Origin of the sequence: Saccharopolyspora shandongensis, assembly GCF_900106995.1 — a bacterium.
Taxonomy (GTDB): Bacteria; Actinomycetota; Actinomycetes; order Mycobacteriales; family Pseudonocardiaceae; genus Saccharopolyspora; species Saccharopolyspora shandongensis.
In genome coordinates this window covers 65,762-77,821 of record NZ_FNOK01000040.1, presented here as the reverse complement: position 1 = coordinate 77,821, position 12,060 = coordinate 65,762, and the positions used below count along the sequence as shown (strand labels likewise).

Genomic DNA, 12,060 nt, shown 5'->3' with positions numbered 1-12,060 from the left:
GTGCGCATGTCCACCCCGTGGGCACCGGTGCTCGCCATCGGTGCCCACGGCGGTCGGGTCGGTGTAGGTTCGGCGATGACAAGGTCACGTCGATCAGGAGGAATCCTCATGACGGTCGAGGTCGGCGCGCAGGCGCCGGACTTCACGTTGCCGGACTTCAACAAGGAGAAGGTCTCGCTGGCCGACTTCCGCGGCAAGAAGAACGTGCTGCTGGTCTTCTACCCGTTCGCGTTCAGCGGGATCTGCCAGGGCGAGCTGTGCCAGGTCCGCGACGACCTCGGTGAGTTCCAGAACGACGACGTCCAGGTCCTCGGCGTGTCCGTCGACTCGCCGTTCGCGCTCAAGGCATGGGCGGAGAAGGAGGGCTACACCTTCCCACTGCTGTCGGACTTCTGGCCGCACGGCGAGATCGCCAAGGCCTACGGCGTGTTCAACGAGGCGGCCGGCATGGCCAACCGCGGCACGTTCCTGATCGACACCGAGGGCAAGGTCCGCTTCGCCGAGGTGAACCAGCCGGGTGAGGCCCGCGACCAGGATGTCTGGAAGAAGGCACTCGCCGAGCTCAAGGCCTGAGCGAAGCGGTGGCCGACCGGGTGCCGATCACGGCGCGAAACACCGGTAGGGTGTTCGAAGTGATCCGATCGGATGAACCCGGACGGCCACCAACGGGGCGCATAGCTCAGCGGAAGAGCACTTGCCTTACAAGCAAGGGGTCGTAGGTTCGAACCCTACTGCGCCCACCTAGAAACTCCAGGTCAACGGGGTACTGCTGAAGCTGCGCTTCCTCGTCGGCCAAGTTGAGTGACTACGACCCCCGATTTGGTCTCGCGAAGATCCCGTCCATTGCCTGTGAGCCCTGGATGATCACAGTCTGATCTGCTTTCGGTAGGCGGTCTCGGTCACGCGAGGTGACCGAGCTGTCGCCGGAGCGCGGCGGTGGGCAGACCTGGGAGGAGATCGAGTACAACTCGGTCCGCGAGATCGTGCCCAACGACCGGGTCCGCTACGGCAGGCCGGAGGAGATCGCCGGCGCGGTCGCCTACCCGTGCAGCCCGTACGCCGAGTGCATCAGCGGCGCGACGATCCGCGTTGACGGCGGCACCGTCCGCAGTGCCTTCTGACGCCTCGGGGTTTGGCGATCCCGCCTCCTGTGTGGGATGCGGCCGTTCGCGACTGGCTTGACGCCGTCGGCGGTTCCGCCTCGTTCCGCGCGGTCCCGGGTGCTGAAACGCGACGCGGCTCCTCCCGAGTGGGAGGAGCCGCGTCGATGTTATTAACCGCTAGCTTCTGAGGATGCTCAGAGCGGGCGGACGCTGCTGGCCTGCGGGCCCTTCGGGCCCTGCGTGACCTCGAAGTTGACCTGCTGGTTCTCCTCCAGCGTGCGGAAGCCGCTGGAGTCGATCGCCGAGTAGTGGACGAACACGTCAGCGCCGCCGTCGTCGGGGGCGATGAAGCCGAAGCCCTTTTCGGCGTTGAACCACTTGACGGTTCCCTGTGCCATTTACTGTCTCCTCTGTGGAACTGAAGACGGACCGCCGCTGGTGCGGCAACCCGGGCCGTAGTTTCAGACGGCTACCACTTCAGCTGAACCAAAGGGAGAAGCTCGCCCGCAACTCGTCCTGCGAGCGTGCCGAGAACACGAACTCAGAATTCAATACGACCGAGGTCAGGTTAGCACCTCCGGGGCGCGCTGTGTGCCCGACGACCTACCGGTTCGGGGGATGGCTGGATGATGTGGGCGTGGATGCGAGTGAGCGGGGCGAGCTGCTTGGGGTGGCCGAGGCGCTTGAGCGGCTTGCCGCCGTTTCGACCGGCGGCGATTGGCGGGTCGGGGGGTTGCTTGCGACCAGGCCGGATGTCGTTGCGGACCTCGGCGGTGGCTCGACCGAGCACGTCGCGGAGGCGCGGGCCGGGAGCGCTCGGTGGATCGCCGCCCTTTCGCCTGCCTTGGCCGGGCCGCTTGCCGCTTGGCTCCGGTCGGCCGCTCGGGCGGAACCCGTCGACGCCGACGCGTTGGCGTTCGCCCGCGCCCTGAGGTGGCGGCTCCCCGGATCATCGTCAACTCAGAGTTGACGCCAAGAGAACGTCAACCTATGGTTGACGTATGGACGACAAGGTGCAGGTTTCCAACCACGTTTCGCTGGACGCGTTGATCCAGGCCATCAAGAAGGCGCGCCCCGACGCCCTCGACCAGCTCTCCGATGCCGTCATCGCCGCCGATCACCTCGGGGAGGTCGCCGATCACCTGATCGGGCACTTCGTCGACCAGGCCCGGCGGTCCGGCGCTTCCTGGACCGAGATCGGCAAGAGCATGGGCGTCTCGAAGCAGGCCGCCCAGAAGCGGTTCGTGCCGAAGGCCGATGCCGGCCTCGACATGAGCCAGGGGTTCGCCCGGTTCACCGACCGGGCGCGGAATGTCGTGGTGCTGTCGCAGGCCGAGGCCCGCACCTCGGGCAGCGTCGAGATCCGGCCCGAGCACCTGGTGCTGGGGCTGCTGGGCGAGCCGAACGGGCTCGGCGCGAAGGCGATCGTCGCTCAGGGCGTGTCGCCGGACACCATCCGGGAGTCCGTGGCCGAGGCGTTGCCGCCTGCCGCCGACGAAGTGCCGCCACTCATCCCGTTCGACGCCGCGGCGAAGAAGGTGCTGGAGCTGACCTTCCGGGAGGCGCTGCGGCTGGGGCACAACTACGTCGGCACCGAGCACATCCTGCTCGCGCTGTTGGAGAACGAGGACGGCACCGGTTTGCTCTCCGGGCTGGGCATCGAGAAAGCCGCTGCCGAAGCCAACATCACCGCTGCGCTCGACGCGATCGTGGCCACCCGGGAGGAGTGAGCCACCTGGCGGCGGAGCCCGTTGGCCTGCGGGGATGCCAACGGGCTCCGCGGTCGCGCACCCGCCGGTTTCGCCTCGCCCGAGGCCGGGCAACCGCTGATGATGGCAGTCGGGGGCCGGTGAAGGGATCGATCATGGGTGGCGAGGAATCCGCGGTGGGTCGGGCTCGGTTGACCGAGGAGATCCGCACGCTGCGCGCGGCGGCAGCAGTTGGTCGACGAGCTGAGGCAGGGCGACGACTCCGGGGACAGGGGCGACGCCGCGCAGGAGTTGCAGGGCGGTGACGAGCTCGTCGCGATCGACGACCGCATCGCCGAGCTGGAGGGCATACTCACCGGCGGGCCGTCCGACGTCCGGGGCTTGGCGGCCGGTACCGAGGTGACCTTGCGGTTGCCCGACGGCGCGACGCAGGCCTACCGCGTCGTGGCGATCCCCGAGGAGATCCCCGACGGCGAAGAGGACACCACGTTCACCTCCGACAGCCCGCTGGGCCTGGCGGTGGCCGGAAGTCGACCTGGGGAGAAGGTCAGCTTCCCGACGCCGGAAGGCAAAACGCAGGTGGAGGTCGTCAGCATCCGGCCACCGGACTGAGCTCGTCCACAGCAGACGGAAGGGTGCCTCCCGCCGGGCGGGCGGGAGGCACCCTTCCGTCCGTTCACGAGGCGGCGACGACCTCGGCGGTGTCCAGCGACCTGAGTAGTTCGGCCTGGCGCCGGCGGTAGGTCTCGACGTTCGCCAGCTTGATCTCCTCGTAGCCGCGGACGACGTCCGGCAGCTCGGCCAGCTCCAGGACCGCCGGGTGGTCCGGCTTCGCCAGGGCCTTGGTGATCGTCGTCCGGTACTCGCCGACCAGTTCCCGCTCGACGCGGCGGACCTTGGCGTAGCCGAACGGGTCCAGGCGGGTGCCGCGGACCTTCCGCGCCGCGCGCAGCACCCGCAGCACGTTGCCGAACCAGGGGCCGAGGCTGATCTTCCGCTTCATGCCGAGCGCGCGGAGCACCGGCGGGTGCAGGCGGAACGCGAACCGGGAGCCCGCGCCGAACTGGGCTTCGATGTCGGCCAGCAGGCCCTCGTCGAGCGAGAGGCGGGCGACCTCGTACTCGTCCTTGTAGGCCATCAGCTTGTAGAGGTTGCGGGCCACCGCCTCGGTCACCGCGTCCGCCCCGCGGCCGCGCACCTCCTCGACGAACTCCGCGTAGGTGCGCGCGTAGTTCTCGTCGTGGTAGTCGACGAGGTCGGGAATCCGGATGTCCAGCAGCCGCGCCAGTTCCGAACCCTCCGCGGCCTTGACCAGCGCCCGCACTCGCCGCGCCGCCGCGCTCGGCTCGCGGGGCGCCGCCGGCGGCGGGGTGATCTCGGCCTGCAGCGCGTCCGGGTCCGCGATCGCCTGGCGGCCACGGCGGAACGCCTGGACGTTGGCCGCCACCTCCGTTCCGTTGAGCTCGATCGCGCGCTCGATGCTCTCGGCCGACAGCCGCAGCGAACCCGCCTGGTAAGCCGCGCCGAGCTGCAGGATGTTGGCGAACTGGTCGTCGTCGAAGAGCTGCTCGGCGAGGCCGCGCGCATCCAGGTAGAACGCCCGCGCGGTGGCGTCGTCGAGGGCGGCGCGGATGCCGGACTGCACCGGGAACGAGACGGCGGTGTCCACGACCATCCGGCCGGTCGGGACCTCGGTGGTGGACACCACCGCCGTCGTCCGCTCGGCGTCGGCCGCCGCGAGGTGCACCGGGTCGGCCGCCACCAGCAGGTCGCAACCCAGGTACAGGTCGCATTCGCCGGCGGCCAGTTTCGGCGCCTGCGCAACGGGTTCCGCGGTGATCTTGAGGTCGGAGACCACCGCGCCGCCCTTCTGCGCGAGGCCGATCTGGTCGAGCGTGCGGACCTGCCTGCCGTCGATCACCGCCGCCGTCGCGAGGATCTGCGTGACCGTGACGACGCCGGTGCCGCCGATGCCGGTGATGCGGACGGTGAAGTCACCGGTCCCGCGCGCGGGCTCGGGCAGCTCGTCGGCGCTGACCTCGCTGATCTCGCGGCGCGCCCTGCGGCCGCTGGGCACCACGGTCAGGAACGACGGGCAGTCACCGGCCAGGCAGGAGTAGTCGACGTTGCACGAGGACTGGTGGATCTGCGTCTTGCGGCCGAACTCGGTCGACACCGGCTGCACCGAGAGGCAGTTGGACTTGGCGCCGCAATCCCCGCAGCCCTCGCAGACCCGCTCGTTGATCAGCACCTTCTCCGGCGGCGTCGGCTGCTTGCCGCGGCGGCGCTTGCGGCGCTTCTCGGCCGCGCACTCCTGGTCGTGGACCAGCACCGTCACGCCGGGTACGGCGGCGAGTTCTTCTTGCGCGCGCAGCAGATCGTCGCGGTGCCGGACCTCGACGCCGCGGGGCAGCTTGCCGGTCAGCCGCTTCGGCGCGTCGCTGGTGACGATGACCTTGGCGACGCCTTCCAGCAGCAGGACCTCGGTCAGCCGCGCCAGCGGCAGGGCGCCGACCGCGTCCTGGCCGCCGGTCATCGCCACGGCCGAGTTGTGCAGCAGCTTGTACGTGATGTTGACCCCGGCGGCGACCGCCGCGCGCACGGCGAGGCTGCCGGAGTGCGTGAAGGTGCCGTCGCCGATGTTCTGCACGAAGTGCTCGGTGCCGACGAACGGGGCCATGCCGATCCACTGGGCGCCCTCGCCGCCCATCTGCGTGATGCCGACGACGTCGCCGACCTGGTCGGCGTCCATGAACAGCGCCATCGTGTGGCAGCCGATACCGGCGCCCACCACCGTGCCGTCCGGCACCTTCGTCGACGAGTTGTGCGGGCAGCCCGAGCAGAAGTACGGCGTGCGCGCCAGCAGCGGGACGGCGATGCGCTCGCGGCGGCGGCGCTGCCGCCAGGCGTCGACCGCCTCGATCTCGCCGTGCGCGGTCAGCCGGCCGGCCAGGCCCTTGGCGATGCGGTCCGGATCGAGCTCGCCGAGCTCGGTGAACAGCGTGCCGCCGTCCGGCCCCTTCTTGCCGTGGACGGCCGGGGCGTCGGGCCGGCCGTAGAGGACTTCCTTGATGGCCGTTTCGAGGAACGAGCGCTTCTCCTCGACCACGACGATCTCGGTGAGCCCGGTCGCGAAGTCCCGGATGAGCTGCGGGTCGAGCGGGTAGATCGCGCCGAGCTTGAGCAGCCGGATCCCGTAGGCGGCCAGCTCGGCCTCGCCGAGGCCGAGCGCCCGCAGCGCCTGCCGGATGTCCAAATAGGACTTCCCGGCTGCCGCGATGCCGATCCGGTCCGCCGGGCCCGAGCGCACCACCCGGTTGACGCCGCTGCGCCGGAGGTACTCCACCGCCAGCGGCAGGCGTCGGTTGTGCAGGCTGTGCTCCAGCCCGGCCAGCTCGGCGCCGAGCAGACGCGCGCTGGGGCGGTGCGAGTACGGCTTGAGCTCCGCCGGGATCTCGGGCGCGGTCCAGTCCGGCGTGACGACCGCCGTGCCTGCCGCGTCCGCGACGTTGGCGACCACCTTGATCGATGTCCACAACCCGCTGGCCCGGGACAGCTCCACCGCGTGCAGCCCGAAGTCGAGCAGGTCCTGCGAGTCCGCCGGGAAGAACACCGGCATCGCCAGGTCCGCGAGCGCCGCCTCCGAGGCCGCCGGAACCGTCGAGGACTTCGCGTTCGGGTCGTCGCCGATCAGCGCGACCGCGCCGCCGCGCGGATTCGTGCCCGCGAGGTTGGCGTGGCGCAGCGCGTCGCTGGCTCGGTCCAGGCCCGGCGCCTTGCCGTACCAGACGCCGACGACGCCGTCCGGGCGCTGCGTGCCGAGCCCCTCGGTGAGCTGGCTGCCCATCACCGACGTCGCGGCCAGCTCCTCGTTCAGGCCCGGCCGGTGGACCACGTCGTGGTCGGCGAGCAGCTTCGCGCGGCGGGCCAGTTCCAGGTCGAACCCGGCCAGCGGCGAGCCCTCGTAGCCGGAGACGAACGCCGCGGTGCGCAGCTCGTGGCGGCGGTCGTGCCGGATCCGGTCGAACAACAGCCGCACCAGGGCCTGCACCCCGGTCACGTAGACGGTGCCCGACTCCTGGAGGTAGCGGTCGTCCAGGGTGAAGGCGGCCATGTCGAACTCCCTCGGTCGGGCACGCGGATCGTGATCGCCGACACTTCAGCGGATGCGCGGTGTGGTGCACAACACCGAGACCCGAAACTGCGGGAAGCACGCAAACTTCGGTAGTACAGATGCCGTAAGACGCCCGAATTTTGCGTAACATCGCGATCCATGGCCGACCCAACGCTCGACGCGACAGATCACGAAATCCTGGCGCTGCTGCGCGAGGACGCGCGGCGGACGCTGTCGGACATCGCCAGCCGGGTGACGTTGTCGACGGCCGCCGTGAAGCGGCGGATCGACCGGCTGGAGGAGGCCGGCGTGATCCGCGGGTACACGGTGCAGGTGGATCACGCGAAGCTCGGCTGGGCCGTCGAGGCGTTCATCGAGCTGCGGTTCCTGGGCACCAGCGGCGTGGACGAGATCATCCAGACGACGACCCGGATGCCCGAGGCGCAGGCGGTGTTCACGATCGCGGGCGACCCGGATGCGCTGGTGTGGCTGCGGGTCCGGGACATGGCGCACCTGCAGCGCACCATCGACGAGATCCGCCGGAGCCACCGGGTCACCAGCACCAAGACGCTGATCGCGCTGGATTCCTGGGAACGCGGCCGCCGCTGAGCGGAACGTCTCCGCGGGTCAGTGCCCGTGCGCACTTTTGGTTGCCATAGCGACACGAAGTACTCACGGACCACGTGACCAGGTGGCACGGCTTCGGGGCGCCGACTTCCGCCGGAATCCGGGTTCGGCGAGACAAACGGGCGTGGACCGCACATCCTGATCACATGGTCGGGGATCTTGAGCTGGCCGCCGTGCCGGCGCTGCTGCCCACCGGTCCGCCGGGCGTCGAGATCCGCCTGGACGGGCTCGTCGTCGGCGACCTGGAACTCCGGATCTGCCACGGCTGCCGGGTCGCGGTCGTGGAGTACATCCGCATCGACCGGCGCTGCCGGCGGCGGGGCCTGGCCACGATCGCGATCGACCTCCTGCGGCGCACCTGGCCGGACTACCGGTGGAGCACTGCGCCGATCGAACGCAGTACCGAGGCGCTGGGCTTCTGGCACTCCCTCGACTGGCCCGGTCCGCTCGGCGAACCCGACGAGTGCCCCCACCTGCTGGCCTGAGCCGTCAGCCGGCCACCGCGGGCGGCGGGGTCAGGTCGTGGTGGGTGGCCCCGTGCGCGTCCTCGCCGATGGTGCGTTCGGCGAGGCTCCAGCGGAGTTCGTCGCGGTGGTGGCGGCCGGCCTGGCGGAGCAGCTGATCCAGGCGCCGCTGCGCGTCGTCGAAGCCGGCGTGCAGCGAGATGTGCCGCCGTTGCCCGTCGAACAGCGGAATCCGGGTGCCCGCGCCGTCCACCACGAGCACCCACACCGCCGCCGCGGCCCGGTCGGCGTGCATCCGGGCGCGGATCTCCGTGGTGCTGCCGGGCGCGGCGCCGAGGTGCTCGACGACGTCCGTCACCGAGGCCGCCAGGCCGAGGCGGCAGAGGTGCCGCGCGACCTGGAAGTCCGAGGCGCGCAGCCCTTCTGCGAGCGCCGGCAGGAACGTTCGCCGCCGCCAGCCCGCGATGAGCTCGCGCTCGTCGGTCGCGGCCCAGTACCGCCGTTCCTCGGCGGCGTAGTTCCGCAGCGCGACGGCGCGCCAGTCGTAGTCGGGCTCTTCGGCGAGCTTCGCGCGCAGCCAGTCCTCCCTGGCCCGCGCGCCCCGCACGGCATCGGTGGGGATCAGGTACCTGAGCCGGCCTTCGACCGCGCGCACGCTGCGCTGCAACTCCGCGGCGATGTCGGCCAGGTCGTCTCCCTGCCGCAACGCTTCGATCAACTGGGCGTAGTCGCTGTCGAACCAGTACTCGTGCTCGCGACCACCCGCCTGCGGTAATTCGCTCATGTTTTCGAATCTAGCCAGCGCGCGGCGCATCGAGTAAGGCCCAACCGTGCGACGCGGTGCCGCTGATCAGGCGGTTTTGAGCTGCGCCCACGGGGAGCGGAAGCGGATCAGGAAGCCGAGCAGCACCAGGCCCAGCAACAGCGCGCCGCCATCGGTGACGACGGACGGCAGCACCCCGGCGAACCCGAACTCCTCGACCGAGGCCTGGAAGACCTCCGGCGGGATCGCCACCACACCCGCGGCCTGCGTCAGGTTCACCACCAGCACCGCCCAGAAGACCCAGGTCCGGCCCTGCATGGCGAGCAGGCCGATGGCGTTGCCGGCGATGTAGAGGCAGCCGACGGTGCGGAAGCCGAGCAGGAACCCGGGTGCGCTCTCGGCGGCCTGCTCGGGCGCCATTCCGGCCAGTTGCATGGTGTTCTCGAGCATCGCCAGGTCGACGATGACGAAGTTCTGCAATGCCGTGCCGATGGTGAACACCACCGCGCAGATCACGGTGGTGACCTGCAGCGGACGGGTCCACTTGGTGGGCGCGCACTGCCGGACCGGCGTTGCGGTGTGCATTGAAGTCCCTGTCATTCGCGGGGCTTGCTTCGGTTGCCCGCAATGCTGGTGCCGCAGCCGCTCCACGCCATCCGGGCGATTCCCCGAGTCTGGCGCGGGAATTCCCCGACGTGACCCGGGGCCGTCACATGACGGTGCCGATGTGCCAGGGGACGAACTCCTCCTCGCCGTAGCCGAGGTCTTCGCTCTTGGTGTGCTCGCCGGAGGCGACGCGCAGGACGTGGTCGAAGATCTGCTCGCCGAGCTGCTCGACGCTGGTCTCGCCGTCGATGATGCTGCCCGCGTTGATGTCCATGTCCTCGCTCATGTGCTCGTAGAGCGGGGTGTTGGTGGCGAGCTTGAGGCTCGGGACGGGGGAGCAGCCGAACGCCGATCCGCGGCCGGTGGTGAAGCAGACGACGTTGGCGCCACCCGCCACGATCCCGGTCACCGACACCGGGTCGTAGCCGGGCGTGTCCATGAACACGAAGCCCTTGCTGGTGACGGGGGCGGCGTAGTCGACGACGTCGCGCAGCGTCGTGGTGCCGCCCTTCGCGACCGCGCCCAGCGACTTCTCCAGGATGGTCGTCAGGCCGCCCGCCTTGTTGCCGGGGGACGGGTTGTTGTCCATCGAACCGCCGTTCTTGGCGGTGTAGTCCTGCCACCAGGCGATCTTGTCCAGGAGCTTCTCGCCGACCTCGCGGCTGGCGGCGCGGCGGGCGAGCATGTGCTCGGTGCCGTAGATCTCGGGGGTTTCGCCGACGATGCCGGTGCCGCCGTGCGCGACGAGCCGGTCGACCGCCGCGCCGAGCGCGGGGTTGGCGGTGATGCCGGAGTAGGAGTCCGAGCCGCCGCAGTTGGTGCCGAGGACGAGTTCGCTGGCCGGCACCGCGGTGCGCTCGACCTTGTCGACCTCGGGCAGCAGCTCGGTGAGCCGGCCGACGCCCGCGCGGACGGTCTTGGTGGTGCCGCCGAGCTCCTGGATGGTGGCGGTGACGACCGGCAGGCCGCTGCGCAGCTCGACGTCCTCGGTGAGCTTGACGATCTGGTTGTCCTCGCAGCCGAGGCCGAGGACGAGGAAGCCGGCGAAGTTCGGGTGCGTGAGGTAGCCGCGCATGACGCGCCGCAGCACGTCGATGCCCTCGCCGTCGGGGGCCATGCCGCAGCCGGTGCCGTGGGTGAGCGCGACGACGCCGTCGACGTTCGGGAAGTCGTCCAGCACGCCGGAGAACCGCATCTGCTGGGCGATGAGCTTCGCCGCGGTCGCCGAGCAGTTGACGCTGGTGAGCACGCCGAGGTAGTTGCGGGTGCCGACCTTGCCGTCGGAGCGGACGTAGCCCTGGAAGGTGGCGCGCTGGTCCGCGGGCAGGAGCTGTTCGGGCTGGGCGTCGACGGCGAACTCGTAGGCCCGCTCGAACTCGCGGTATTCGAGGTTGTGCAGGTGGATGTGCTCCCCGGCGGCGATGTCCCGGCCGGCGAAGCCGATCACCTGGCCGTACCGGCGCACCGCGCTGCCCGCCGCGATGTCGTGCACCGCCACCTTGTGCCCGCGCGGCGCGTCCGCGCGCAGCACGACCGCGCCGCCGCCGACCCTGGTTTCGGTGCCCGCGCCCAGGTCGGCGCCGGCGATGGCAACGTCGTCCTCGTCGCGCAGGTGGATGAGGGTCGGAATGTTCGGCATGTCCGCTCCATGTCTGGTATTTCGAACACCGGTTGATATACCGTATTTGCGGCTCGCGTTCGATGTCAACGGCACGGGATTCGCGCGCGCTGCGCCGGAAATCCCGGATCTGCGCCTTGACCTCCAGGGCGGTCGAATTGCCAGGCTTTGGGCATGAGCGAGAACGAGCACGGCGAATGGCAGATCGAGACCGTTGACGTCGACGCCTACCTGGCCCGGATCGGTCACCCGCGGGTCGAGCCGTCGGCGGAGGCGCTGCGGTCGCTGCACGAGGCGCACGTGCGCGCCATCCCCTTCGAGAACATCGACGTGATCCTCGGGCAGCATCCCGGGATCGCGCTGCCCGTCATCAACGACAAGCTCGTCCGGCGCGGCCGCGGCGGCTACTGCTACGAGCATGCGCTGCTGTTCGCGGCGGCGCTGGAGAACCTGGGGTTCGACGTGGAGCGCCGGATGGCGCGGACCCGGCCGCGGCAGTTCGGCTTCCGGACCCACGCGATGCTCCGGGTGCGCGCCGACGGCACCGACCACCTGGCCGACGTGGGCTTCGGCGCGAACCTGTTCACGCCGATGCCGTTCGAGGACGGGGCGTTGGTCGACCAGGCCGGCTGGAAGCACCGCCTGGTCCGCGAGGGTGCACTGTGGACGCTGGAGATCGAGACCGCGGAAGGCTGGGAAGCGCTGCACTCCTCCGACGAGATGCCGCAGCACTTCACCGACTACGAGGTGGCGCACCACTTCATTTCGACGCATCCCCGGTCGCCGTTCGGCCGCAAGCTGGTCGTCATGCGGCTGGACCAGGGGATCAGCCGTCGCCTGGTCGGCGACGAGCTCACGGTGGAGCGCCCCGGCGGCCGCGCCGAGGTCACCAAGGTCTCCGTCGACCAGCTGGAATCCGTCCTGCGCGGCCTCGATGTGCGAGTGAGCGACGCCGAGGTCGACGCGCTCCGGGCGCGGCACGGGTCCACTCAGGACAAGGAGATTTGACTTCGAGTAATGTCGAGGTTTCAGGATGGTCCCGCAAGGCAGTCATCC

General features: G+C 70.1%; 12 protein-coding genes and 1 tRNA gene. 8 read left to right on the top strand and 5 right to left on the bottom strand.

Annotation, left to right across the window (positions count from 1 at the left end):
• Positions 1–108: 108 nt before the first annotated feature.
• The 3 genes from BLW84_RS31905 to BLW84_RS31895 all read left to right on the top strand — a co-directional run bounded on the left by BLW84_RS31905 (position 109) and on the right by BLW84_RS31895 (position 1,121).
• Positions 109–573, top strand: coding sequence for a peroxiredoxin (locus BLW84_RS31905; protein ID WP_093273006.1), 465 nt, complete (start codon positions 109–111; stop codon positions 571–573).
• Between the two features lie 95 nt (positions 574–668).
• Positions 669–740, top strand: a tRNA-Val gene (locus BLW84_RS31900).
• Between the two features lie 168 nt (positions 741–908).
• Entirely contained in the window at positions 909–1,121 is a 213-nt protein-coding gene (locus tag BLW84_RS31895; RefSeq protein ID WP_245761527.1) for a hypothetical protein, read from the top strand.
• Positions 1,122–1,297: 176 nt separating this feature from the next.
• Here the strand turns inward: BLW84_RS31895 and BLW84_RS31890 are convergent, their stop codons facing one another.
• Positions 1,298–1,501, bottom strand: a complete 204-nt coding sequence (locus BLW84_RS31890; RefSeq protein ID WP_093273004.1) for a cold-shock protein — start codon at positions 1,499–1,501, stop codon at positions 1,298–1,300.
• Positions 1,502–2,104: 603 nt separating this feature from the next.
• Between BLW84_RS31890 and BLW84_RS31880 the strand changes: the two genes are divergently transcribed.
• Both BLW84_RS31880 and BLW84_RS31875 read left to right on the top strand, forming a co-directional pair.
• A complete protein-coding gene (locus BLW84_RS31880) occupies positions 2,105–2,833 on the top strand; it encodes a Clp protease N-terminal domain-containing protein (protein WP_093273002.1) in 729 nt (242 codons plus the stop codon).
• A 210-nt stretch (positions 2,834–3,043) separates the two neighbouring features.
• Positions 3,044–3,424, top strand: coding sequence for a GreA/GreB family elongation factor (locus BLW84_RS31875; protein WP_245761526.1), 381 nt, complete (start codon positions 3,044–3,046; stop codon positions 3,422–3,424).
• Between the two features lie 64 nt (positions 3,425–3,488).
• On the opposite strand, the gene BLW84_RS31870 is transcribed toward BLW84_RS31875, so the two are convergent.
• Positions 3,489–6,926, bottom strand: coding sequence for an indolepyruvate ferredoxin oxidoreductase family protein (locus tag BLW84_RS31870; protein WP_093273001.1), 3,438 nt, complete (start codon positions 6,924–6,926; stop codon positions 3,489–3,491).
• A gap of 159 nt (positions 6,927–7,085) precedes the next feature.
• Here BLW84_RS31870 and BLW84_RS31865 point away from each other — a divergent pair, with 159 nt between their 5' ends.
• A complete protein-coding gene (locus BLW84_RS31865) occupies positions 7,086–7,535 on the top strand; it encodes an Lrp/AsnC family transcriptional regulator (RefSeq protein ID WP_093272999.1) in 450 nt (149 codons plus the stop codon).
• Between the two features lie 164 nt (positions 7,536–7,699).
• A complete protein-coding gene (locus BLW84_RS31860; protein WP_093272997.1) occupies positions 7,700–8,038 on the top strand; it encodes a hypothetical protein in 339 nt (112 codons plus the stop codon).
• A 4-nt stretch (positions 8,039–8,042) separates the two neighbouring features.
• Here the strand turns inward: BLW84_RS31860 and BLW84_RS31855 are convergent, their stop codons facing one another.
• From BLW84_RS31855 to BLW84_RS31845, 3 genes are all read right to left on the bottom strand, one after another.
• A complete protein-coding gene (locus BLW84_RS31855) occupies positions 8,043–8,801 on the bottom strand; it encodes a hypothetical protein (RefSeq protein WP_093272995.1) in 759 nt (252 codons plus the stop codon).
• A 66-nt stretch (positions 8,802–8,867) separates the two neighbouring features.
• Positions 8,868–9,365, bottom strand: a complete 498-nt coding sequence (locus BLW84_RS31850; protein WP_093272993.1) for a hypothetical protein — start codon at positions 9,363–9,365, stop codon at positions 8,868–8,870.
• A 124-nt stretch (positions 9,366–9,489) separates the two neighbouring features.
• Positions 9,490–11,025 (bottom strand): UxaA family hydrolase, encoded by a 1,536-nt coding sequence (locus BLW84_RS31845; RefSeq protein ID WP_093272991.1) that lies wholly within the window; start codon positions 11,023–11,025, stop codon positions 9,490–9,492.
• A 153-nt stretch (positions 11,026–11,178) separates the two neighbouring features.
• Here BLW84_RS31845 and BLW84_RS31840 point away from each other — a divergent pair, with 153 nt between their 5' ends.
• Positions 11,179–12,012 carry an arylamine N-acetyltransferase family protein gene (locus BLW84_RS31840; RefSeq protein WP_093272989.1) on the top strand — a complete coding sequence of 278 codons (834 nt, stop codon included), beginning with the start codon at positions 11,179–11,181 and terminating at the stop codon, positions 12,010–12,012.
• Positions 12,013–12,060 lie beyond the last annotated feature (48 nt).